This window comes from Thalassobaculum salexigens DSM 19539, from assembly GCF_000423805.1.
In the GTDB taxonomy this organism is placed as follows: domain Bacteria; phylum Pseudomonadota; class Alphaproteobacteria; order Thalassobaculales; family Thalassobaculaceae; genus Thalassobaculum; species Thalassobaculum litoreum.
Map to the genome: position 1 here is coordinate 487,960 of NZ_KE384093.1, position 23,368 is coordinate 511,327.

The 23,368-nt window shown below is 68.3% G+C and carries 25 protein-coding genes; 18 read left to right on the forward strand and 7 right to left on the reverse strand.

Annotated features, from left to right (window positions below; all coding sequences use genetic code 11):
* Positions 1-38 precede the first annotated feature (38 nt).
* The 5 genes from G578_RS0106570 to G578_RS0106590 all read left to right on the forward strand — a co-directional run bounded on the left by G578_RS0106570 (position 39) and on the right by G578_RS0106590 (position 4,416).
* On the forward strand, positions 39-1,760 hold the full coding sequence (locus tag G578_RS0106570; RefSeq protein ID WP_245565570.1) for an ABC transporter permease: 1,722 nt from the start codon (positions 39-41) through the stop codon (positions 1,758-1,760).
* A gap of 213 nt (positions 1,761-1,973) precedes the next feature.
* Positions 1,974-2,543, forward strand: a complete 570-nt coding sequence (locus tag G578_RS0106575; RefSeq protein ID WP_028793555.1) for a DJ-1/PfpI family protein — start codon at positions 1,974-1,976, stop codon at positions 2,541-2,543.
* Positions 2,544-2,670: 127 nt separating this feature from the next.
* Complete coding sequence (locus G578_RS0106580; RefSeq protein WP_051244173.1) at positions 2,671-2,934, forward strand: DUF1289 domain-containing protein; 264 nt, start codon at positions 2,671-2,673, stop codon at positions 2,932-2,934.
* Between the two features lie 11 nt (positions 2,935-2,945).
* Entirely contained in the window at positions 2,946-3,992 is a 1,047-nt protein-coding gene (bmt, locus tag G578_RS0106585; RefSeq protein ID WP_028793557.1) for a betaine--homocysteine S-methyltransferase, read from the forward strand.
* 25 nt (positions 3,993-4,017) lie between these two features.
* Positions 4,018-4,416, forward strand: a complete 399-nt coding sequence (locus tag G578_RS0106590; RefSeq protein WP_028793558.1) for a RidA family protein — start codon at positions 4,018-4,020, stop codon at positions 4,414-4,416.
* Between the two features lie 4 nt (positions 4,417-4,420).
* On the opposite strand, the gene G578_RS0106595 is transcribed toward G578_RS0106590, so the two are convergent.
* The 4 genes from G578_RS0106595 to G578_RS0106610 form a co-directional block, all read right to left on the reverse strand.
* Complete coding sequence (locus G578_RS0106595) at positions 4,421-5,005, reverse strand: hypothetical protein (protein ID WP_028793559.1); 585 nt, start codon at positions 5,003-5,005, stop codon at positions 4,421-4,423.
* Between the two features lie 143 nt (positions 5,006-5,148).
* The gene (locus tag G578_RS0106600) at positions 5,149-5,724 is read right to left on the reverse strand and encodes a hypothetical protein (protein ID WP_028793560.1); all 576 of its coding nucleotides are present in this window, start codon (positions 5,722-5,724) and stop codon (positions 5,149-5,151) included.
* Between the two features lie 41 nt (positions 5,725-5,765).
* Complete coding sequence (locus tag G578_RS0106605) at positions 5,766-6,443, reverse strand: DUF2927 domain-containing protein (RefSeq protein WP_028793561.1); 678 nt, start codon at positions 6,441-6,443, stop codon at positions 5,766-5,768.
* Positions 6,440-7,081 (reverse strand): LysE family translocator, encoded by a 642-nt coding sequence (locus G578_RS0106610; RefSeq protein ID WP_028793562.1) that lies wholly within the window; start codon positions 7,079-7,081, stop codon positions 6,440-6,442. Before G578_RS0106610 ends, G578_RS0106605 begins: the two co-directional genes overlap by 4 nt.
* A gap of 456 nt (positions 7,082-7,537) precedes the next feature.
* Here G578_RS0106610 and speD point away from each other — a divergent pair, with 456 nt between their 5' ends.
* Together speD and speE are read left to right on the forward strand one after the other, a co-directional pair.
* A complete protein-coding gene (gene speD / locus G578_RS0106615) occupies positions 7,538-8,044 on the forward strand; it encodes an adenosylmethionine decarboxylase (protein ID WP_028793563.1) in 507 nt (168 codons plus the stop codon).
* Entirely contained in the window at positions 8,041-8,889 is an 849-nt protein-coding gene (speE, locus tag G578_RS0106620) for a polyamine aminopropyltransferase (protein WP_028793564.1), read from the forward strand. The genes speD and speE overlap by 4 nt, the downstream gene beginning before the upstream one ends.
* A 75-nt stretch (positions 8,890-8,964) precedes the next feature.
* Here speE and G578_RS25095 read toward each other — a convergent pair whose 3' ends face one another.
* Positions 8,965-10,071 carry a succinylglutamate desuccinylase/aspartoacylase family protein gene (locus G578_RS25095; RefSeq protein ID WP_051244176.1) on the reverse strand — a complete coding sequence of 369 codons (1,107 nt, stop codon included), beginning with the start codon at positions 10,069-10,071 and terminating at the stop codon, positions 8,965-8,967.
* Positions 10,072-10,245: 174 nt separating this feature from the next.
* Here G578_RS25095 and G578_RS28235 point away from each other — a divergent pair, with 174 nt between their 5' ends.
* Positions 10,246-12,147, forward strand: a complete 1,902-nt coding sequence (locus tag G578_RS28235; RefSeq protein WP_051244178.1) for a glycosyltransferase — start codon at positions 10,246-10,248, stop codon at positions 12,145-12,147.
* Positions 12,148-12,179: 32 nt separating this feature from the next.
* Positions 12,180-12,572, forward strand: coding sequence for a VOC family protein (locus tag G578_RS0106635; RefSeq protein WP_211228875.1), 393 nt, complete (start codon positions 12,180-12,182; stop codon positions 12,570-12,572).
* Positions 12,573-12,579: 7 nt separating this feature from the next.
* Here G578_RS0106635 and G578_RS0106640 read toward each other — a convergent pair whose 3' ends face one another.
* The gene (locus G578_RS0106640) at positions 12,580-13,503 is read right to left on the reverse strand and encodes a glycosyltransferase family 2 protein (protein ID WP_245565571.1); all 924 of its coding nucleotides are present in this window, start codon (positions 13,501-13,503) and stop codon (positions 12,580-12,582) included.
* Positions 13,504-13,845: 342 nt separating this feature from the next.
* Here G578_RS0106640 and rfbC point away from each other — a divergent pair, with 342 nt between their 5' ends.
* The 8 genes from rfbC (at position 13,846) to G578_RS0106680 (ending at position 22,070) form a co-directional block, all read left to right on the forward strand.
* On the forward strand, positions 13,846-14,403 hold the full coding sequence (gene rfbC / locus G578_RS0106645; protein WP_028793567.1) for a dTDP-4-dehydrorhamnose 3,5-epimerase: 558 nt from the start codon (positions 13,846-13,848) through the stop codon (positions 14,401-14,403).
* Positions 14,404-14,424: 21 nt separating this feature from the next.
* Positions 14,425-15,507: a dTDP-glucose 4,6-dehydratase gene (gene rfbB / locus G578_RS0106650; RefSeq protein ID WP_028793568.1), complete on the forward strand. Its 1,083-nt coding sequence runs from the start codon at positions 14,425-14,427 to the stop codon at positions 15,505-15,507.
* A gap of 2 nt (positions 15,508-15,509) precedes the next feature.
* A complete protein-coding gene (gene rfbD / locus G578_RS25105; protein ID WP_038013768.1) occupies positions 15,510-16,415 on the forward strand; it encodes a dTDP-4-dehydrorhamnose reductase in 906 nt (301 codons plus the stop codon).
* Complete coding sequence (rfbA, locus tag G578_RS0106660) at positions 16,412-17,293, forward strand: glucose-1-phosphate thymidylyltransferase RfbA (RefSeq protein WP_028793569.1); 882 nt, start codon at positions 16,412-16,414, stop codon at positions 17,291-17,293. The genes rfbD and rfbA overlap by 4 nt, the downstream gene beginning before the upstream one ends.
* A gap of 30 nt (positions 17,294-17,323) precedes the next feature.
* On the forward strand, positions 17,324-18,601 hold the full coding sequence (locus G578_RS25110; protein ID WP_051244182.1) for a M23 family metallopeptidase: 1,278 nt from the start codon (positions 17,324-17,326) through the stop codon (positions 18,599-18,601).
* Positions 18,602-18,933: 332 nt separating this feature from the next.
* Positions 18,934-20,127 carry a circularly permuted type 2 ATP-grasp protein gene (locus G578_RS0106670; RefSeq protein WP_342664893.1) on the forward strand — a complete coding sequence of 398 codons (1,194 nt, stop codon included), beginning with the start codon at positions 18,934-18,936 and terminating at the stop codon, positions 20,125-20,127.
* Between the two features lie 4 nt (positions 20,128-20,131).
* The gene (locus tag G578_RS0106675; RefSeq protein WP_028793571.1) at positions 20,132-21,085 is read left to right on the forward strand and encodes an alpha-E domain-containing protein; all 954 of its coding nucleotides are present in this window, start codon (positions 20,132-20,134) and stop codon (positions 21,083-21,085) included.
* Between the two features lie 64 nt (positions 21,086-21,149).
* Positions 21,150-22,070 carry a transglutaminase family protein gene (locus G578_RS0106680; RefSeq protein WP_028793572.1) on the forward strand — a complete coding sequence of 307 codons (921 nt, stop codon included), beginning with the start codon at positions 21,150-21,152 and terminating at the stop codon, positions 22,068-22,070.
* A 48-nt stretch (positions 22,071-22,118) separates the two neighbouring features.
* Here the strand turns inward: G578_RS0106680 and G578_RS0106685 are convergent, their stop codons facing one another.
* Positions 22,119-22,310 carry a hypothetical protein gene (locus G578_RS0106685; RefSeq protein ID WP_028793573.1) on the reverse strand — a complete coding sequence of 64 codons (192 nt, stop codon included), beginning with the start codon at positions 22,308-22,310 and terminating at the stop codon, positions 22,119-22,121.
* A gap of 127 nt (positions 22,311-22,437) precedes the next feature.
* Here G578_RS0106685 and G578_RS0106690 point away from each other — a divergent pair, with 127 nt between their 5' ends.
* Complete coding sequence (locus G578_RS0106690) at positions 22,438-23,322, forward strand: LysR family transcriptional regulator (protein ID WP_028793574.1); 885 nt, start codon at positions 22,438-22,440, stop codon at positions 23,320-23,322.
* Positions 23,323-23,368 lie beyond the last annotated feature (46 nt).

Below are 23,368 nucleotides of genomic sequence, written 5' to 3' on the forward strand. Positions count from 1 at the left end.
TCTCAGCCCAACCGCTCGCCCCGGCACAGGGCCGGGGAGTGATCGAGGAGGCTGGCGATGAGAAAGACTGTCCCTGGTTCCGGTTCCAGGCCCCGCCGATGATCCGCCTCGCGCCGGTCCTGGCCGTGCTGGTGATGATCGGGCCGGTGGCGGCCGGGCTGGTGGGGACCGTGCTGCCGGCGCTGGGATGGCTGCCGGTGCTCGGCGGCGATACCGTCTCCCTCGACACGTTCAGGGCGCTGCGCGCCGAACGCGGTCTGTGGACCAGTGCCTGGCTGTCCCTGTCCGTCGGCCTCGGGTCGACCGCCGCCGCCTTCTGCCTGACGGTGGGGTTCACCGCGGCGGCCCAGGACACCCGGATGTTCCGGGCCGCCTCCCGGCTGATCTCGCCGCTGCTGTCGGTGCCGCACGTGACCCTGGCGATCGGTCTGGCGTTCCTGATGGCGCCGAGCGGCTGGGCGGCGCGTCTGCTGTCGCCCTGGGCGACCGGCTGGGAGCGGCCGCCGGACCTGCTGATCGTCCAGGATCCGCACGGCCTGTCCCTCGCCCTCGGCCTGATGCTGAAGGAGACGCCGTTCCTGTTCGTCATGCTGCTGGCCGGCCTGGACAGCCTGCCGGCGCGGCGCATCCTGGCCACCACCCGGAGCCTCGGGTACCGGCCGATGACCGGCTGGCTGAAGGCGGTCCTGCCCCAGGTCTATCCCCGGCTGCGGCTGCCGATCTTCGCGGTGCTGGCCTTCGCCACGTCCACGGTCGACATGGCGATCCTGCTCGGCCCGACCACGCCGGCCCCCCTGGCGGTGCGGGTGGTGCAATGGATGGGCGATCCGGACCTGACCCGGCGCTTCGTCGGGTCGGCCGGGGCGGTGCTGCAGGCCGGGATCGCGTTGGCCGCGATCGCCCTGTGGGTCGCCGCCGAACGGCTTGTCATCGCCCTCGGCCGGCCCTGGATCCGTGCCGGCGGTCGCGGGCGGGGCGAGGGCGCGTGGCGGGCGCTGACCGTCACCGCGATGGGGGCGGCGGGTGCCATGGCCGCGCTGTCCCTGCTGTCCCTGGCCGTCTGGTCGGTGGCCGGGCCCTGGCGGTTTCCGGATGCCCTGCCGGCGGCCGTATCCGTTCAGGGCTGGATGCGGGGCGGCGCCGACCTGCTGTCGGCCGCCGGCGCGACGGTCACGGTCGCCCTGGCGGCCACCGCCCTCGCCCTCGCGCTCGTCGTTGCCTGCCTGGAGCGGGAGACCCGGCTCGGCGCCCGGCCGGGGCGGCCGGTGGACTGGCTGCTCTACACGCCGCTGATCGTCCCCCAGGTCGCCTTCCTGTTCGGGGTGCAGGTGCTGCTGATCCTCGGGCACCTGGATGGCGGCTGGCTCGCCGTGGTGTGGAGCCACCTGGTCTTCGTCCTGCCCTATGTCTTCCTGTCGCTGGCCGGGGCCTGGCGCCGGTTCGACGCCCGCTACATCGCCGTCGCGCGCAGCCTCGGCCGCAGCCCGACCGCCGTCCTGTTTTCGGTGACCCTGCCGATGCTGGCCCGGCCGGTTGCGACCGCGGCGGCGATCGGTGCGGCGGTCTCCGTCGCGCTGTATCTGCCCACCCTGTTCGCCGGAGCCGGGCGAATCGAGACACTCACGACCGAAGCGGTGGCGCGGGCCTCGTCCGGCGACCGCCGGGTTATTGCGACCTACGGGCTCCTGCAGATCGCCCTGCCGCTTGCCGGGTTTTCCTTGGCTGGCCTAGCGGCGCGGCGGTTTTCGCGACCGCGTTAACGAATCTGTTACTGCTGCGTCGCACAATGTCGCAGTAAGCCGCCCTTGAAAAATTCGCCGGGGGGCGCTAAGTGACGCGTTCAAGTTTCCACATCGTCAGCGCGCCATAGGCAGTCCGACCTTTTCGGGCGCCTGCGCGTCTTGTCTGCCGAGCGCCTCTGCTTGCACCGGTGCCGGGTGGGCTGACACGTTATCATCAAAGAGGAGGACCGCATGGCAGATAAGCCGCTCGCCGGACGTACCATTGCTATTATGCTCGCCAACGGATTTGACGAGATCGAGTTCACCGAGCCTCAGAAGAAGCTGATCGAAGCCGGCGCGACCACCAAGGTGGTGTCGCGCGCCAACGGCCTGGTCAACGGCTGGTACGAGGGCTCCTGGGGCCACTTCTTCCCCGTCGATGTCGATCTGACCGAAACGCTGGCGGTCGACTATGACGGTCTGGTTATTCCGGGTGGCATGCGCGCCGTCGACAAGATGGCCGAGGATCCCCACAGCCAGCGCGTTCTGAAGGCGTTCATGCGCGCGTCGATGCCGGTCGCCGTCGTCGGCGACGCCGGCAAGCTGCTGGCGCAGACCGAGACCGTGAAGGGCCGCACCGTGACGTCCAGCGACGAGGTCCGCGCTGAGCTCGAGGCTGCCGGCGCGAGCTGGGAAGAGACCAAGTTCGTGGTCGAAGGCGCCCTTGTCACCGCCAATGGCGTTGAGGGTGTGCGCGATGCGATGGATGCGTTCGTCGCCGTCGTCGCCGCCTACGAGAGCGAGGACGCGAAGGCCGCCTGATCCGGCGTTGCCCGAGCCCGCCCGCCGGATCTCCGGCGGCGCATAAACAGTCTGGAAGCGACGCCCGTGGATGCATCGGCGTCGCTTTCGTTTTTGCACCGCATCGAACAGCCGATAGAGTGCCGTCATGACCAGTGAAACGCCCCCGTCCGCCCCGCCGCGACCGGCCGCCACCATTCCCAGTCCCTGCGTCGGCGTCTGTTCGATCGATCGCGAGACCCGGTTCTGCCTGGGCTGCCACCGCTCGATGGAGGAGATCGCACACTGGTCGCGCTACGACGACGCCCGGCGCCTGGAGGTGATCGAGGCCCTGCGTCAGCGCCAGACCGAAGCCGGCGAGAACCGCCGCCGCCTGACCAAGCGCCGCCGCCTGGCGGGCTCCACCGAATAGGGGACACCCGAGTGTCGAACGCGTTGCTGGACCTGCTGGCCGAGCGTGGCCACCTGATCGCCGATGGGGCCATGGGCACCAACCTGTTCGCCCTGGGACTGGAGACCGGCAACTCGCCCGAGCTGTGGAACGTGGAGGCGCCGGAGAAGGTCGCCGCCGTCCATCGCGGCTTTCTGGAGGCCGGCTCCGACATCGTGCTGACCAACAGTTTCGGCGGCACCGCCCACCGCCTGAAGCTGCACGGCGCCCAGGACCGGGTGAGGGAACTCAACGCCGCCGCCGCCCGGGTCTGCCGCACGGCGGTCGACCGCTGGAAAGCGGAGACCGGCAAGACCTGTCTGGTCGCCGGCTCCATGGGACCGACCGGTGAGCTGTTCGAGCCGCTGGGCGCGCTGACGCCGGCGACCGGCGAAGCCGCCTTCGCCGCCCAGGCCGAGGGTCTGGCGGAAGGCGGGGCCGATATTCTCTGGATCGAGACGATCTCGGCCGCCGAGGAGATGGCGGCGGCCGTCGCCGGGGCCGCCCGGGTCGGCCTGCCCATCGTCGCCACCATGACCTTCGACACCAACGCGCGGACCATGATGGGTCTGACCCCGGCGGATTTCGCCGCCCTTGCCCCGACCCTTGCGGTCGTGCCGAGCGCCATCGGCGCCAATTGCGGCGTCGGGCCGGCGGAACTGGCGCAGACGATCCTCGGCCTGACCGAGGCCGATCCGCAGGCGGTCGTCGTCGCCAAGGGGAACTGCGGCATCCCGCAATATGTCGACGGCGCCATCGTCTATGACGGCACCCCGGAGGCCATGGGGGTCTATGCCCGGATCGTGCGCGATGCCGGCGCCAGGATCGTCGGCGGCTGCTGCGGCTCCAAGCCGGAGCATGTGCGGGCCATCGCCGAGGCGCTCAAGGGCTACACGCCGGGCGAGCGGCCGAGCCTCGAGCGGATCACCGAGGAACTCGGGGCTCCCTGGTCCAAGGGCGGCCGCCTGTCGGACCATACGCCGGACGGGATCGACGAGGAGGGCGGACGCCGCCGCGGCCGCCGCCGGCGCGCCGGCTGAGGACACCGGATTTGGGGAGGGGAGAATGAGCGCACCGATCTTTCACATGCTGGCGGGTGCGCCGGCTCCCGTCGCCCCCTACAGCCACGCGGTGGAGGTGGACGGCTGGGTGCTGGTCACCGGACAGCTCGCCACCGACCCGGACGACGATGCCACGCCGCTGCCCGAGGGCGTCGAGGCGCAGACGGTCAAGACCATGGAGAACCTGAAGCGGGTGCTCGCCGGGCTCGGCCTGGGCTTCGAGCATGTGGTGCAGTCCCGGGTCTTCATCACCGAGTTCGAGCGCGACTACGCCGCCATGAACGCGGTCTATGCGACCTATTTCGCGGAGGACCGCCGCCCGGCCCGCACCTGTATCGGGGTGACGGGCCTGGCGCGCGGCGCGCTGGTGGAGATCGACTTCGTGGTCCGGCGGCCGGACTGACCGCTCAGCCGTCGTTGATGGTCAGCCCGGAGAGCACGTCGGCGATCGTGTCGTTCGCCACCGCGTCGTTCGGGTTGGCGCAGGCGAAGCCCCAGGTCGCCCGATTGCCGGCCTCGACGATCTCGGTCTTGCCCTGATCCCAGGCCCGGGTGAAGGCGAAGCACAGATCCGCTCCGCTGGAGAACCGGCGCACCGTGAACTGCCGGGCGCCCGAGAGCACGTCGAAGGGCTCGCTGAACTCCGGTTTGGCGGAGCGGGTCTGGGCGATCAGGTTGCCGATCTGCTCCGGGTCGGCCGGGCTGTGCAGCCGGTCGCCGCTGCTGATTTCCTCGTAGACCACGAGGGCGCGGGCCAGGCGGGTCTCCTTGGACTGGTACATGGCGGCGTGCTGGGTCGCCGGGGTGCCGCCCTGCTGCCGGGTGGTGTAGGTGGCCTGGGTATTGTCCACGATGGGATGGGTCAGGCGGACCTTGGTCTCGCCGCTGCCCACCTTGGCCCATTGGGCCTCGGCCGGGGAGGCGGACAGGGCCGCGCCGGCGATGACCGCCAGGGCGGCGGCGAAGGACAGACGTCTCAGGGTATCGAGCATACTTCCTCTCTCAAGAGTTCCGTGACGGCGCCGTCGGTCGTCCGGCGCCGTTCGCATACCCGCCCCCAGGCTCCCCCCGGCCTTAACGCCTCGGGCCACGGCATGCAAGCCATGGCAGGAATGCCACGGTCCCGCGTAGCCGATCAGTCGCGGACAATGATGGCCTGGGCGACCCGCTCGATCCGCTCCCGGGTCACGGCGACGTCCGGCTCCTCGCACATGTAGCCGAGGATCTGCTCGGTGCCGGCGGAGGTGGTCTCGGAGGCGGATCCGCCCCAGGTCTGCGCCAGGGCGGCGCATTCCACCCTGTCCTCCAGCCGGAACCGCTGGACGTCCAGTGCCCCGCGCTCGGTCACGATCTGCAGCTTCTGGCCGAGATCGATGTCCGCGCTCTGCAGCACCCTCCACTTCAGGACCCGGTCGGTCGAGCGGGCGGAGCGGAAATGGTAGCCGGGCTGCAGCTCCAGATAGACCAGCATCGCCCGGTCCAGCCTGAACTTGTCGGTCTTGTAGCGGGCCACGTGGAAGGTGCTGCTGAAGCTGTCGTTCATGGCCCGCAGGAAGATGCCACCTCCCTTCGCGTCGGGCAGATCGATGACGATCTTCGACTCCTCGGCCTGAACGGATTGCCAGTCCAGACCGGCATCCTCCGCTGCGCCGGCCGGTCCGGCGGGCAGGGCCAGGAGACCGAGAAGGAAGGCGGCGAGAAGCGGTCTCATCGGAGTCTCTCCATCGGTTGCGGGGTCAATCGGTTACGGGGTCAATCGGCCCGCAGGCCGCCGGCCTGCGTGTCGGCGAAGGCTCGCAGATCGGGCAGCAGGCGCGCGACTTCGGCCAGCGCCGTCTCCCGCGACGTGCCCGCGGCCAGCCGCTCCGACATCAGGGCGCGGATCGCCATGATGTCCCAGCGGCTGAGCCGTTCCTGGGTGTGCAGCGGGCTCATCACCGAGGCGATCGCCGCGGAGTGGGACAGGAATCCCAGGCCATGCATCATCTCGTGGTCGATGCAGCGCACGACACGCTCGGGGGTCTCCTCCGCAATGCGGATACGGACCCGGATGATCTGGTCGCCGCCGTAGACCACCCGCGCGAAGCAGGAGGTGAGGTTGTCCTGCACCGGATAGGTCATCCCGACCGGGTCCTGGGTGATCCGGATATCGCCGTCTTCGCCGACCCGGTCCGCGTCCCGACCGGCGATGGCGGCGATCGCCGCCATCCGGGCTGCGACGGCTTCCTGGAAGGGTTCGGACCCCGCTGCCGACCAGACTAGCGGGCCTTCCCATCGCCTGACCACCGCGCGCTTGTCGCCCGCACCGTCCGCCCCGCTGCCGAAGGTCAGCTCGTCGAAGAACCGCACGAAGCGGTCGTCGCGAACCTCGGCCGACTGGCAGGCGCCCAGCAGGACCGTGGCCAGGAGCAGGGCGGCGGATGCCCTCACGCGCGCCTCACCGCCGCCGTCAGCACGCCGGCGCCGATCAGGCATCCCGCCCCGATCCGGTTGATCGCGGTCAACGCCCGGGGCGAGCGCAGCCGGTCGCGCGCCGCGCCGGCGGCCAGGACATAGAGGCTGTTGGTGAGAACCGACACACCCAGAAAGGTCGGCGCCAGCACCAGGAGCTGCGGCAGCACCGGGGCATGCGGGGTCATGAACTGCGGCAGGAAGGCGATGAAGAAGGCGATCAGCTTCGGATTCAGGGCGGTGACGATGAAGCCGTGGAGCGCCCGGCGGCGGCTCTTGGTCCGGTTGGCGGCGACGGCTTCGGCCTCGGCCGCGTCGACCGCCTGCGGGTCGACCGGCGCCCGCCACATCCTGATGCCGAGCCAGATCAGATAGGCGGCGCCGGCGAACTTCATCACCGTGAACACCAGGGCGGAGCTGGCCAGGATCGCGCCGAGGCCGACCGCGGAAACGGCGAGGGCGGCGAGATCGCCGGCCAGAACGCCGCCGACGGCGCCGAAGGCGGCGCGCCGGCCGTCGCCCAGGGCATAGCCGACGAGCAGCATCGTCGTAGGCCCGGGCAGCAGAAGAATCGCCAGCGAGGCGGTGACGAAGGCAAGCCACAGGTCGATGGGCATGGACGTCTCCCCAGCGAAATTATTCCCTGAAAGCTAGCCCCGAGCCATGCGCAGGGGTCAAGCCCGTCATGCCGTGAAAAACCATACGAATCCCCTTGACCCGCCAGCAATTACTCTCCATCTTCCGCCTCAGAAACGGCCGGGAAACGGCGGGGCCTGCGCTCCACGGATCCGGGCCTTTTCTTTTGGGGCGATGGTGGAGACCAGAGACCCAAGTGTTCAGCGTCAAGGGGCGTAGCCCCTACGGAGGTGAACTCGACGCACTGCCTGCACGATAATCGCCATGCCCTCGGCTGAGGGTGGGGTCCAAACCGGCGAAAACTCGTGATGCCCGCCCCCTGTGGGGTGGGTTTTCTTGTCTGCCCATTCCGCTCGTCCCGTAGGGCTCTTCGTGGTCCATGGGGGTGGAGGGTCTAAGGGTAGCTGGGTCAATCTTCTGGTTAGGAGGAGTGAGACATGGAACTCACCGCCAAATTGGGGATGGACTCGGCCACTCAGCCGAGCGAATTCCAGGACGAATCCGCCCGTCGTCACAGCGACGACAATGTTATCCGGCTTCCCTCCACGGGTTTCAGTAGTTCGGACGAACGTTTTGACCACTTCGTCAAACGTGATGGTCTGACCTTCGCCGGCACCCATCTGATCATCGACCTCTGGGGCGCGTCCCGGCTCGACGACATCGAGCATATCGAGACCGCGCTGAAGAAGTGCGTGACCGAGGCCGGTGCGACCCTGCTGCACATCCACCTGCACCACTTCTCGCCGAATGGCGGCGTGTCGGGCGTGGCCGTGCTCGCCGAGTCCCACATCTCCGTCCACACCTGGCCGGAATGCGACTACGCGGCGTTCGACGTGTTCATGTGCGGCGACGCGCAGCCGCACAAGGCGATCGACGTGCTCAAGGCGGCGTTCGATCCGGAGCGGGTCAATGTCGGCGATCACCGGCGGGGCATGGTGGTATGACGGAATGGTTCACGGAGACGCTGCACCCCTGGCTGGCGCAGCGCCTCCGCATGGATCGCGTGCTCTATCGCGAGAAGACCGAGCACCAGGACCTGATCATCTTCGAGAACGAGAAGTTCGGTCGGGTGCTCACTCTCGACGGTGTCGTGCAGACCACCGAGGGCGATGAATTCGTCTATCACGAGATGCTGACCCATGTGCCGCTGACGGCGCATGGCAACGCCAAGCGCGTGCTGATCATCGGCGGCGGCGACGGCGGCATGGCCCGCGAGGTGCTCAAGCACCCCGAGGTCGAGCATCTGACGATGGTCGAGATCGACCGGGCCGTCGTGGACATGAGCGTCGAGCACCTGCCGTCGCTCAGCGCCGGCGCGTTCGACGACCCGCGCTTCGACCTGGTGATCACCGACGGGGCCGCCTATGTGGCCGAGACCGGTGACCGGTTCGACGTGATCATCGTCGACAGCACCGACCCGATCGGTCCGGGCGAGGTCCTGTTCACCGCCGAGTTCTACGCCAACTGCAAGCGCTGCCTGACCGAGGGCGGCATCGTGGTGACGCAGAACGGCGTGCCGGCCCTGCAGGGCTCCGAGGTGACCAATTCCTGGAACCGTCTCGGCAAGAGCTTCGCCGATGTCTGGTTCTTCGTCGCCCCGGTGCCGACCTACCAGGGCGGCTTCATGGCCTTCGGCTGGGCGACCGACGACAAGGCCAAGCGCAAGACCGAGCTGTCGGTCCTGGAAGAGCGCTTCGCCACGGCGGAGATCGCCACCCGCTACTACACCCCGGCGGTGCACCAGGGCAGTTTTGCTCTGCCGCGGTTCATCCTGGACCTGCTGAAGTAAGCGGACTTTATAGGCCTACCCGAATTTCAAAGCCCGCTCCGGTCCGTCCGGAGCGGGCTTTTTCGTTTGGAGCGTTCAATCCGTCAGGTGGCTGGACGTCACCGTGACCGGCCGGTTGCTGGCGATCTTCGCCACCGTGGCGCCGGTATGGGCGAAGCGCTGGATGCGGCGGGCATAGACGATGCCGTCGCTCTCGGCGAACAGCTCGGTGCGGCCTTCGGCCGGGTCGTCGGCGGTCGGGTCGATCAGGTCGGCGATCGGCTGACCCTCCGTGACTTCGGCGCCGAGCTGGACCCGGAAGCTGATGATGCCCGGGGTCGGCGCCTGGACCCGCTCCATGCCTTCCACCGGGACGGCGCGCACGGGGGTCTTGGTGTCGATCTCCAGGTCCTCCCCGCCGGCGATGATCCCGTAGCGCTGCAGGGTGCGGTACAGCCGATCGGCATCCTCCTCGGCGAGCGCATCGCCCACATCGCCCGCGCCGCGCAGCTCCACCGTCGAGCACAGGCAGCCGGCGCGCATCCCCGCGGCCCCCAACTCCTCGTCGAGCTGGCGCCACGGCGTGGTCAGCGCCTCGTCATAGGACATCGCCCCGGTCGGATTGGTGAGCAGGGTGACCTCGCTGCCCAGCAGGCGCGACAGGTCGCTCGCCTGGGGCCAGTGCATGGTGTCGAGGTAGAGATGGACGAGCCCTTCCTCCTCGCAGTGCAGGTCGAGCGCCAGGTCGGCGTCGCAGCCGAGCCGCATCAGGGTGATCCGCAGATAGTCGATCTCGGTCTCCGCCATGCTGGCCTGTTCGGCCAGGATGTCGGCGATCACCTCGCGGACCAGCACCACGTTCGACGCCGGATCCTCGGTCAACCGGCCGCGCACCGCATTGGCGACCTCGGCGGCGATGTCGGGGAAGCCGCGGTTGAAGTTCGAGCCGTCGACCTCGGCGAAGCGCCCGGACATGGTCCCGCGCATCACCTGCGACTGGCCGATCGGATTGGCGATGGGCACCAGCATGATGTGGCCGAGCAGCTCGTGCTCGGCCGCGTCGAGGCGCCGGATCAGGTGGTGCAGGGCGAGGGACCCCGCCAGTTCGCCGGCATGGGTCGCGGCCTGGATGTAGACCTTCGGCGTGGCGTCCGGATCGCCGTAGCTGTGGACGGTGAGATAGCGCTCGGTGCCCAGGCTCATGGGAGGAAGAGGAAAACGCGAAACGATGCGGGTCATTACGTCCTACGGATCGGCTCGTTCAAAGGTGTCGCATTGGCCCGTCCGACCGTCGGGCTGTCAAGCCCGAGGACGCTCGCAAGGTCCCTCCGGCGTGCTAGGGTGGGGCTCCGATTCTGCAGAGATCGATCGAGACCCGTGCCCGCAGCATCTCCCGTTGCCTCCATCCTCATCGTCGCCTACCAGTCCGGCCCGGATCTCGGGCGGTGCCTGGAGGCGCTGGACCGCCAGACCCGGCGCGATTTCGAGGTGATCCTGGTCGACAACGCGTCGACGGACGGCGCGGTGGAGGCGATCCCCCACTACGACTGGCTGACCCTCGTCCGCGCGCCCGAGAATGTCGGCTTCGCCGCCGGCAACAACCTGGCGGCCCGGTCGGCACGGGGCCGCTATCTGGTCGCCCTCAACCCCGACGCCTTCGCCGAGCCGGGGTGGCTCGATGCGCTGATCGCCGCCGCCGAGCGCCATCCCGATGCCGCCAGCGTCGCCTCGGTCCAGGTCAGCCACGAGGATCCGGACCGGCTCGACGGGATGGGCGATCCCTATGCCCCCTGGGGAGCGGCCTGGCGCGGCGGCAAGGGCGGGCTGGCGGTTCCGGTCGCCGAGAGCGAAGTCTTCGGCCCCTGCGCGGCCGCCGCCCTGTACCGGCGCGACGCGTTCGAGACGGCCGGCGGCTTCTGCGAGCGGTTCTTCTGCTACTACGAGGATGTGGATCTGGCCCTGCGGCTCAGACGGGCCGGGTGGCGGTCGGTGATCACGCCCTGGGCCATCGTGCGCCATGTGGGGTCGGGTTCGACCTCGTCGGATTTCGTGCTGCGCCACGCCACCCGGAACCGGGTCTGGACCTATCTGCGGGGGATGCCGGCGCTGGCGGGGCTGGTCTTCGCACCGGTCATGGCCGGTCTGGCGCTGGCCGGGGTGCTGGCTGGCGTTCTGCGCGGCGGTGCCGGCGCCCGGGCCAGGGCGCTGCTGGAGGCGGTCCGGGCCTTTCCCGAGACGATGCGGGAGCGCGCGGCGGTCTCGCAGACGGCGCAAGCGCGCGCGCTCGGCGCCATGACCTGGTCGCCGCTGCGCTTTCTGCGGCGTGGGGTCGATGCCCGGCCGATCGCGGACCTGCCGGACCGGCTTCCGCGGGACGACTGGGACAGTCCGGCGGTCGTCGCGGTGATCGTCAGCCATGAACCGGACACCCGGCTGGACGATGTTCTGGACGCCGCCCTGGCCCAATGCGCGCGGGTCGTGCTTGTGGACAACGCGAGTTCCGAGGAGGTGCGTCGGCATCTGCGCGCCCGGGCGAATGCCGCCTCGACGCTCACCCTGATCGAGAATGCCGAAAACCGGGGTCTGGCGGGGGCACAGAACCAGGGGCTGGAGATCGCCCGGTCGGCCGGGGTCGACTGGATCCTGCTGCTGGACGACGACAGCGTGCCGGCCCCGGACATGGTGGCGCGGCTGCTCGCCGGCTGGCGGTCGATGGCGGACCGGAAGCAGGTCGGCCTGTTGTCGCCGCGGCTCAGCGACGCCGAGGGCACGCTGAAGCCCTATCTGCTGTCCAGCGGCACCGGCTGGGACTTGCGGCGGGGCCGGATGGTGCCGGGGGCGGTGGTGCGCGACGGCGTCTTCGCCATCGCCTCGGGCAGCCTGATCCGCCGCGACGTGCTGGATGTGGTCGGGCCGATGGCCGGGCCGTTCTTCATCGACTACGTGGATATCGAGTTCAGCTTGCGCCTGCGCCGGGCCGGGTTCGAGATCGTCGGCATCGGCGACGCGGTGCTCATCCACCGCCTGGGGGAGTTCCACGAGACCGAGGTGCTGGGACGCAAGGTGGCGCTGAACACCCATTCCGCCTGGCGGCGCCGGCTGATCCACCGCAACCGGGTGCGGGTCTGGCGGCGGTTCGTCGCCGAGGCGCCCGCCTGGGTCGCCTGGGACGTGGCCGCGGCGCTGTACGATGTCTGGAAGGCCGTCATCTACGAGACGGACAAGGCCGCGAAACTCCGGGCTATCTTCGGCGGGTTCATGGAGGGCTGGCGGGGATGAGCATCTCCGCGATCTAAAAGGGAGACAGGATGATGATTCGAGCGACACCCTTCCTGATGTTTCAAGGCCGATGCGAGGAAGCCCTGCGCTTCTATGTCCAGACCCTGCCGGAGACCGAGATCGCGTCGATCGAACGGTTCGGCGAGGGTGAGCCGGGCCCTGTGGGTACCGTGCGGTTCGCCCGCTTGCGGATCGGCGCTCAGGAGATCATCGCCAATGACAGCCCGCCGGTGCATGACTTCACCTTCACACCGTCCTTCTCCCTGTGGATCGAGTGCGATGAGGCGGCGGAGGTCGATCGGTTGGCGACGGCCCTCAGCGACGGCGGGCGACAGATGATGCCGGCCGATGACTACGGATTCTCCAGACGCTTCGCATTCGTGGAGGATCGGTTCGGCGTGTCGTTCCAGATCAACGCCGCCTGAGATCCGTTCAATCCCGCGGCTTGGGCCGGCTCCCGAGACCGCTGCTGAGCCGCTCTCCGATCCAGGCAAGGGTGATCGGCACCGCCCGGACGGCAAGCCGGGCGAAGATCGCGACGCTGATGATCCGCAGGATCAGATCCGGATACTGCGGCCGGAAATGCTTGCGGAAATACTTCGTGGCGCTGACCGACTTGTGCCATTCGATGGTGAAGGGCGAGACCCGGCTGGTGCCCTTCACATGGGTGACGGCGGCGTCGGGGACGTAGAGGATCTCGCGCCCGGACTTGGCCACCCGCATGCACAGGTCGACGTCCTCGACATGCAGGAAGTAGTCCTCGTCCATGCCGCCGAGCGCGTTATAGGTCTCCGTCGGGATCATCATGAAGGCGCCGGAGATGCACTGGACGGCGGTGACCTTGTCGAGCGGCTCGGCTTCGTTGAGGTTCAACCGCTGGAAATGCGGGTGATTCGGCATCAGCCGGTCGAGCCGGAACAGCTCCACAAGGCAGGTCCAGGGCGTCATCAGGTTACGCCGGCCGCCGCGCTGCTCGGTGCCGTCGGGATTCTCGACCCGCACGGTCGCCATGGCCGCCTGGGGCGCGTCGTCGAAGACGGCGAACACCCGGTTCACCACGCCCGGGCGCAGGACGCAGTCCGGGTTCAGCAGCAGTACATAGGCGGTCTTGGCGTAGCGCACCCCGAGATTGCAGCCGCGGGAAAATCCGACATTGCCCTGGCCCCGGATGACGATCAGCCGGTTGTCCTCGGCGGCGAGGGCATCGACCGCCGTCCTGGTGTCCGCGGAGTTGCCGTTGTCGACCAGAATGACCGATTGCACGCCGTCCTGCTGTAACGCGGCCTGGACGCTGTCCAGCAGAACCGCGCCGGTCCGATACGAGACGACGACCACCGTACAGGCGTGGGCGCGCACCGGCTCCCGAGGAGCCTCCATCGAAGGACAGGCGCTGACCGCCCTGGGGTGCAAGGGAACAACCCGCCGGTCAAAAGGTTCTGTCGTCAGGCTCATCAGGTCCCGATCGTTTATCCGACCAATAAATTCCGTCCGACCTCCTCTTATCAGGAGTTCGGTAGCATACAATCGTGTCAAAAGACTCCTATCGTGAACACTAGCATATTGCCGCGCTCCGGAGAAACGCGGCAGCCAGCGGAGTTGTAGACGTCACTTGCACCATGCTATCACCCGCCGCGGTTTCTCGCCCGCCCTCCAAACCAATTCAGGCCCGGGCCGGCTAGCGCATCCGGAGGATACAACGTGCAGGTAGAATCGCTGGCAATTTCGGACGTAAAGATCCTGACGCCGAAGCGGTTCGGCGACGCCCGCGGTTTCTTCTCCGAGACGTACAACAAGGCCACCCTGGCCGAGCACGGACTGGATCTGGAGTTCATCCAGGACAATCACTCCATGTCCCAGCCGGTGGGCGTGCTGCGCGGTCTGCACTTCCAGACGCCGCCCTTCGCCCAGGACAAGCTGGTGCGGGTGGTGAAGGGCCGGATCTTCGACGTGGCCGTCGATATCCGAAAGGGGTCGCCGACCTACGGCAAGTGGGTGGGGGCCGAGATCTCGGCGGAGGCCTGGAACCAGATTCTGGTGCCGGTCGGCTTCGCCCATGGATTCGTCACCCTGGAGCCGGATACCGAGGTGATCTACAAGGTTACGGCTCCCTATGCGCCGGACCATGACAAGGGGCTGGCCTGGGACGATCCGGATATCGGCATCGACTGGCCGCTGGGCGATGTGACGCCGACCCTGTCGGACAAGGACACCAAGCATCCCGGGCTGGCCGATCTGCCCGCCTATTTCGCGATCTGAAAATCGGCGTTGGAGACGGTCATGGCGACACCGAAAACGGTTCTGGTCACCGGCGGCGCCGGTTTCATCGGTTCGGCGGTGATCCGGCTGCTGATCGCCGAGACAGATGTCCGGGTGGTCAATGTCGACAAGCTGACCTACGCGGCCAGCGGCACCGCCCTGGCGGAGATCGAGGACAGCAACCGCTACGCCTTCGAACAGGTGGACATCACCGACTCGGCCGCGCTGAAGCGGGTATTCGAGACCCACGATCCCGACGCGGTGATGCATCTGGCGGCGGAATCCCATGTGGACCGCTCGATCGACGGGCCCGAGGCGTTCATCCAGACCAACATCATCGGCACGTTCCGTCTGCTGCAGGCCGCGCGCCAGCATTTCGGCGGCCTGGACGACGACCGCAAGGCGGCCTTCCGCTTCCACCACATCTCCACCGACGAGGTGTTCGGCTCGTTGGGTGACGAGGGCATGTTCACCGAGGAGACGGCCTACGACCCGCGCTCGCCCTATTCGGCGTCGAAGGCGTCGTCGGATCATCTGGTGCGCGCCTGGGGCGAGACCTACGGGCTGCCGGTCGTCCTCTCGAACTGCTCGAACAACTACGGCCCGTTCCATTTCCCCGAGAAGCTGATCCCGCTGATGATCATCAAGGGCCTGCGCGGCGAAGAGCTGCCGGTCTACGGCGATGGTCAGAACGTGCGCGACTGGCTGTTCGTGGAAGATCACGCCCGCGCGCTGTGGACCGTGCTGTCCAAGGGGGCCGCCGGCGAGAGCTACAACATCGGCGGCCATAACGAGATGTCGAACCTGGCCGTGGTGCAGACGATCTGCGACCTGCTGGACCGGCATGCCCCGCCGCTTGCCGGCGGCAGGTCCCGGCGCGAGCTGATCACCTTCGTCACCGACCGGCCGGGCCACGACTTCCGCTACGCCATCGACGCCGCCAAGATCGAGCGCGACCTCGGCTGGACCCCGCGCGAGACCTTCGAGAGCGGCATCGAGAAGACGGTGACCTGGTATCTGGAGAACGCAGTCTGGTGGCAGCCGCTGCTGGACCGCAACGTGCTGGCCCGGGTCGGCACCGGAACCACCGGAAAGACGGGCTGAGCATGCGGGTTCTGGTTACCGGAGTGACCGGTCAGGTCGGCGGCGCGCTCGTCCGGCTGGCCGGCGGCAAGGCCGCCGAGGGGGTCGAGATCGTCGGCGTCGGCCGCGACCGTCTGGATCTGGCCCAGCCGGGGCGGATCGACGGCGCGCTTGATGCCGTGCGTCCGGATCTCGTGATCAATCCCGCCGCCTATACCGCCGTCGACAAGGCCGAGCAGGAGCCCGACCTGGCCTTCACCATCAACCGCGACGGCCCGGCCGCCCTGGCGGCGGCCTGTGCGGAGCGGCGCATCGGGTTGATCCACGTGTCCACCGACTACGTCTTCGACGGCGCAGGCACGCGGCCCTACCGCCCGGAGGATCCCGTGTCGCCGCTGGGCGTCTACGGCGTCTCCAAGGAGGCCGGCGAGACCGCGATCCGCCATGCGCTGGAGGATCACGTCATCCTGCGCACCGCCTGGGTCTATGCGGCCCGGGGCGGCAATTTCATGAACACCATGCTGCGGGTCGGCAAGGACCGCGACGAGTTGCGGGTGGTCGACGATCAGCACGGCACGCCGACGGGCGCGGTCGACATCGCCTCGGCCCTTCTGGCCCTGGTCCGCGCGCGCATGGACGGGGCGCCGGTCGCCGCCGGGACCTATCACTACACCGCCGACGGGGCGACCACCTGGCATGGTTTCGCCGAGGCGATCTTCGATCGGGCGGAGCCGCTCTGGGGACGCCGTCCGACGGTGCATGCCATCCCGACCTCGGAATACCCGACGCCGGCCCGGCGCCCGGCCTATTCGGTGCTCGACACCTCCGCGCTGATCGGCGCGCTGCCGACCCTGCCGCACCGATCCTGGCAGGCGGCCCTGGATGAAGTTTTCGCCGCCCGCATGGCGGCAGAGGAGACGGTTCGATGAAAGGGATCATTCTGGCGGGCGGGTCCGGCACCCGGCTCTACCCGTTGACCATGGTGGCCAGCAAGCAGCTGCTGCCGGTCTACGACAAGCCGATGATCTACTACCCGCTGACCACGCTGATGCTCGCTGGCATCCGCGAGATCCTGGTGATCACCACGCCGCAGGACCAGCCGGCCTTCCAGCACCTGATGGGCGACGGCACCAAGTGGGGCATCGAGATCACCTATGCCGTCCAGCCGGAGCCGAACGGCCTGGCCGAAGCGTTCATCATCGGCCGGGAGTTCGTCGGCAACGACCCGGTCGCCCTGGTTCTGGGCGACAACATCTTCTACGGCCACGGTCTGACCGAGATCCTGCAGCGCGCCCGCGCGGAGGCGTCGGAGCAGGGCGGAGCGACCGTCTTCGGCTATTACGTCAGCGATCCCGAGCGCTACGGCGTCGTCGATTTCGACGATGACGGCCGCGCCACCTCGATCGTCGAGAAGCCGGCCGATCCCGCCTCCAACTGGGCGGTCACGGGCCTGTATTTCTACGACAACAGCGTGCTGGACGTCGCCGCCTCCATCCAGCCGTCGCCCCGCGGCGAGCTGGAGATCACCGACGTCAACAAGGTGTATCTGGACAACGGAACCCTGCGGGTGGAGCGCATGGGCCGCGGCTATGCCTGGCTCGATACCGGAACCCATGCGAGCCTGCTGCAGGCTTCGGAGTTCGTGCGCACGGTGGAGGAACGCCAGGGCCTGAAGATCGCCTGTGTGGAGGAGATCGCCTACCACATGGACTATATCGACGCCGAACAGGTCCTGAAACTCGCCGCACCTCTGGCGAAGTCGGGGTATGGTGAATATCTGGAACGCATGGTTCGCGCGCGGCACTGACGCGGCGCGCGGGGATCCGGAGGCCGCCTTTTGATTTTTCGTGCCGCACTCGCCCTGATCTTCTGCGCCGCGCTTGCATCCTTCGCCTATGCCTTCTGGCTGGTGCTGTCGCCGGAAGGCCACAACTGGAGCGTCGACATCCCGGTCGAACGCCGTCTGCCGACGGACCAGGACCAGTCGGCCGCGCCGGCACCGGCGCCCGCCACATCGGAACCCGCCGCGTCGCCGTCGAGCGAGTCTTCGTCGAGCGCTGCTTCACCACCGCGTCAGCCGGAATCGTCCGCCGCCGAGCCAACCGCCGCCGAGTCAACCGCCGCCCAGCCGTCCCCTGCCGTGCCGCCCGTCGAGGGCGAGCGGCCCATCACCCTGTCCCTGCCGATCGCCTGTCAGCCGGGGGTGGACTGCTGGGTGGTGAACTACGTGGACATCGACCCAGGCCCCGGGCGCGAGGATTATCGCTGCGGGGAAATGTCCTATGACGGCCACAAGGGGACCGATATCGGTCTCGCCAACGACAGCCGGATCGCCGAGGACATCCCCGTGCTCGCCGCCGCGGCCGGCAAGGTGATCGGCACCCGCGACGGCGAGGAGGACCTGGGCAGCGCGGGCATCGAGCAGGCCAAGGCGGCCGGCAAGGAATGCGGCAACGGCGTGCGCATCGACCATGGCAACGGCTGGGCGACCCAGTACTGCCACATGCGCAAGGGCAGCGTGATCGTGCGGCCGGGGCAGGAGGTCGCCGCCGGCGATGCGCTCGGCGCGGTCGGTCTGTCCGGCATGACCCAGTTTCCCCACATCCACCTGTCTGTGGTCCGTGGCGACGAGGTGGTCGATCCGTTCCGCGGCGTCGTCGAGGGGGGCGAGGCCTGCGGGCTCGGCCGGCAGCCGCTCTGGGATGACCAGGCCCTGGCCTCCCTGCATGCGCTGAGGGCGCCCACGCTCCTGGACACGGGGTTCTTCGACCGGGTGCCCGACAGCGACACGGCCGCGGCCGGCGACGCCGATCTGGACAGCCTATCGCCCCGGGCCGGAGCCATCGTCGTGTGGTTCCGTGCGGTGGGCGTGGAGCCCGGGGATACCGCGGATATCTCGCTTTCGGCACCGGACGGCACGGTCGTCGCGAGCCAGACGGTCACCTTCGACAAGATCCAGGCGTCGATTTTTCGCGCCATCGGGCTACGTAATTCGGCAGAGCGTTTCCCCGACGGCCTGCCGCTTGGCGAATGGACCGGCGATGTCGTCCTCAGGCGTGACGGCCGGGTGACCGGCGAGCGCGCGGTCAAGGTAACGGTCGCGACCACCAACTGAAGCGTCACCGGCAGCCCGTTGCGCTGACCCTGACCGCTTGTTAATGCTATAAGAGAGTTTTCGTTAATGTACGGGAGGCGGCCATCCGCGCGCGGCATCGACTGCTTGAAGACTATGATCCCGACGGGTTCTTCTGCGAGTACCAGGGAGACGCCAAGCGTCAGCAGGACCTCGCCGGCCTGCTGAAGAGGCTGAACGGTACGACGCCGAAGGAACTGACTCGTCTCTCCAAAGCGGTCGATCGAGAACTCTACAACCTCGGCATTACCTTCACGCTCTACCACGAAGGGTCGTCCGTCGATCGGGTCCTGCCCTTCGACCTCATTCCCCGGGTGCTGACGCCGGCCGACTGGGAGACGATCGAGAGCGGCTCGATCCAGCGGGTGCAGACCCTGAATCTGCTGCTGGCCGACATCTACGGCGATCAGAAGGCCATCAAGGACGGGATTCTGCCCGCCGATCTGGTCTTCAAGAACCCGAACTACCGGCCGGAGATGGTCGGCCTCAAGGTTCCGGAAAACTGCTACGTGAACGTCTGCGGCGTCGATGTGGTGCGCGGCGGCGACGGGCAGTTCGTGGTGCTGGAGGATAATGCCCGCAGCCCGTCCGGCGTGTCCTATGTGGTCGAGAACCGCCAGCTCATGCGGCGGACCATGCCGCATCTGTTCGAGGGCATGAACGTCCGGCCCGTGCTGGACTACGGTCTGCGCCTGCACCGCGCCCTGTGCGAGGCGGCCCCGGCGGGGGTCAGCGACCCGCAGGTGGTGCTGCTGTCCCCCGGACCGTTCAACTCCGCCTATTTCGAGCATGTCTTCCTGGCCCGCGAGATGGGCATCCCGCTGGTCACCGGCCAGGACATGGTGGTGGAGAACGACAAGCTCTACATGCGCACCACCGGCGGTCTGATGCCGGTGCACGTGATCTACCGCCGGATCAACGACGAGTTCCTCGATCCGGAGGTGTTCCGCGAGGACAGCATGCTCGGCGTGCCCGGGCTGATGCGGGCCTACGCCAAGGGCAACGTGACGATCGCCAACGCGGTCGGTACCGGCGTGGCCGACGACAAGGGCGTCTACGCCTACATCCCGCGGCTGATCAAATACTACCTGGACCAGGACGCCATCCTGCCGAACGTGCCGACCAACCTGTGCCGCGAGAAGGACGGGCTGCAGTACACGCTCGACAATCTCGACAAGCTGGTGACCAAGCCGGTGGGCGAGGCCGGCGGCTATGGGGTGGTCATCGGTCCGCGCGCCTCGCTGCGCGAGCTGGAGGTGACCCGCAAGGCGATCGAGAAGGATCCGGCGAACTACATCTCCCAGCCGATGGTCGAGCTGTCGGTGTCGCCGACCCTGATCGGCGGCCGGGTGGAGCCGCGCCATGTGGATCTGCGGCCGTTCTGCGTGACCGGCAAGTCGACCTGGGTGCTGCCGGGCGGCCTGACCCGCGTGGCGCTGAAGAAGGGCTCGCTGGTGGTGAACTCGTCCCAGGGCGGCGGGTCCAAAGACACCTGGGTTCTGGAGTAGGCCGATGCTGTCACGCTATGCAGAGAACGTGTACTGGCTCGGCCGCTACATCGAGCGCGCCGAGAACCTCGCCCGCCTGCTGGACACCCACGGCTCCTTCGCCCGCGATCCGCGCGCGACCGGCGACTGGGAAGCGGTGATCCGAATCAATGCCGATGAGGAGCTGTTCTTCAGCCGCAACAAGGAGGCGACGGCGGCGGCCGTCCTGTACTTCTATCTGATCGACCCGAAGAGCCCGACCTCGACCCTGAACTCGGTCGGCTATGCGCGAGAGAACGCCCGCACCGTCCGACATCTGATCTCCACCGAGCTGTGGGCGCACCTGAATACCTTCTACGGCGAGATGCATGAGCTGCGGCGCCGGGATATCGGCCTGGCGCGGCTGGCCAAGGTGGCGGCCTTCATCAAGACCAACTGCCAGACCCATACCGGTATCGCCGAAGGCACCCTGTACCGGGACCAGGCCTATCGCTTCTACCAGCTCGGCCGGCATGTGGAGCGCGCGGACCAGACCTCGCGCCTGCTCGACGTGAAGTACCGGCAGCTTCAGAGCGTGGAGGAGGATCCGGGCTCGCCCATCGACATCAGCCAGTGGAACGCCCTGCTGCGCTCCGCCGCCGGCTATCAGGCCTATCGCCGGACCCGCCCCGGCAGCATGAGCACCAGCGACGTGGCCCGCTTTCTGATGTCGGACAGTGAGTTCCCGCGCTCGATCTGCTTCTGCCTGTACCGCATCAAGTACGACCTCGCCTGTCTGGAGAGCGAGCATGGGCTCGAGCTCGGCGACGAGGTGCGGGAGACCCTCGGTCGGGTCATGGAGATCTCCGGTCAGACGCCGACCGACCGGATCGAGCCGGCCTGGCTGCACCAGTTCGCCGACGCCATCCAGGACGGACTGCTCGGGCTGAGCGGTGCCCTGGTATCCAGGTTCTTCGGGGTGGCCGAAGCGGCCGAATGACCGACAACGGTTTATTCACGATTACCCGTTAACGTGACGGCCGTTCAATGTCGTGGCAGACCCCATGCAGGTCCTGAGCATCGTTCACCGCACGGAGTATGCGTACCGCGAGCCGGTGCGCTTCGGGGAGCATCGTCTGCTGTTCCGACCGCGCGACAGCCATGACATGCGTCTGGTCGACAGCCGGCTGAAGATCCTGCCGGCCTCCAGCGTGCGCTGGATGCACGACGTGTTCTCCAATTCCGTGGCGGTCGCCCGCTTCGACGATCCGGCCGAGCGGCTGCTGTTCGAGAGCGTGATCGTGGTCGAGCACTATGCCGCCCGCACGCCCGTCTTCGATATCGCCGAGCACGCGCAGTATCTGCCGTTCGCCTATGCGCTGGACGATCTGCAGGATCTCGGCCGGACCACCGTGCGCCACCATCCCGACGACGGGGCGATCGAGGCCTGGGCCCGGTCGTTCTTCACCGGCGACAGGACCGAGACGCTGGGGCTGCTGAGCCGGATGACGCAGAGCGTGCGCGCCGACTTCGCCTATCGCCCGCGCGAGGCGGAGGGGGTGCAGGCGCCGTCGGAGACCCTGGCGCGCAGGCGGGGAACCTGCCGCGACTTCGCCCTGCTGATGATGGAGGCGGTGCGGTCCCTCGGCCTCGCCGCCCGGTTCGTCACCGGCTACGTCTTCGATCCGGCGGTGGAAGCCGCCGGCGGCGTGGTGAACCCGATCCGCGGCAAACAGCCGATCCAGGGTGCGGGTGCGACCCATGCCTGGGTCCAGGTCTACCTGCCGGGCGCGGGCTGGGTGGAATACGACCCGACCAACGGCATCATCGGCGGCGAGAACCTGATCCGCGTCGGCGTCGCCCGCGATCCGAGTCAGGCCATCCCGCTTCAGGGCAGCTATTTCGGTCCGCCGGAAGCGTTCGTGAAAATGGATGTCTGCGTCGACGTGCTGCGCGGCAACGTGCTTGAACGCAGCGCGGCCTAATGCCGACCGCGATCAGAGCCAGGCGTCTGATCGTGGTCCGGGTCCGCTCTACTTCGTCTTCAGGACGAACTCCATGCCGCCGCGGTTGCCGACATAGATCCCCGGCCGGGTTCGTCTCAGGGAGAGGGTCAGGCCGGAGACCATCACATCGACCCGGTCGCCCTGCATCCGGATGACCCGGGCTTCCATCTTCTGGTCGGTATCCGTGCACTCGACCGTCACCGTGTCGTCCAGGCGCATGGCTGCGCTCCCTGCTGCGGAGGAGACGATCACGATAGCCGATTCGTATGACCGCCGTCCGTTTTTGGTATCACCGATTCTGATATAGTCGCGGCTCGTCGATCTTGTCTGGCGGTCGGAGCGCGGCATGGATGTTCAGGACCTGAAGGTTTTCGAGGCGGTGGCCCGTCACGGCGGCATGAAGCGGGCGGCCGAGGAACTGGCGACGGTGCAGTCCAATGTGACCGCCCGTATCCGCGCCCTGGAGGGCGACCTGGACGTGCGGCTGTTCGACCGGCACAGCCGGGGCGTGGCCCTGACCCCGGCGGGCGAGCGGCTGCTGCCCTACGCCCACCGCGCCGCCGTGCTGATGACCGATGCGCGGCGGGCGGCGAAGGACGATGGGCATCCCTTCGGCTCCCTGGTGGTCGGCTCGCTGGAGACCACCGCCGCCCTGCATCTGTCGCGGCCGCTCGCCGCCTATGTGGCGGCGCATGGCGAGGTCGATCTCGTCCTGCGCACCGGCACCACGGCCGAACTGATCGAGCGGGTGCTGACCGGCGAACTGGAGGGCAGCTTCGTGTGCGGGCCCGTCGCCCATCCGGAGCTGGAGGTGCAGACGGTCTATCACGAGGAGCTGGTGCTGGTGGCCCCGCCCGGCCTCGGCGCCATCGAAGCCCTGTCGGCCCGGCGCGAGGTGCGGATCGTGGTGCTGCGGGCCGGCTGTTCCTACCGCCAGCGGCTGGAGGAGATCCTGGCAAGACGCGGCATCGTCGGCCTGCGGACGCTGGAGTTCGGCACCATCGAGGCCATCGTCGGCAGCGTGGCCGCCGGGCTCGGGGTGACCCTGATGCCGCGCGGCATCGTCGCCGCCGCGGAGGCGGAGGGACGGGTCGAGCTGCATCGCCTGCCGCCGGAGGACGGGCTGGTCGAGACCCTGTTCATCCGCCGCCGGGACGGCCATGCCTCCAGCGCCCTGACCGCCCTGATCGCCACCGCGGCCGGACCTGCGCAGTCGGTCGCGGCCGAGTAGGTATCGCCAGAACAGATCGCCGCTATCGGATCAATTCGCTTCTCGT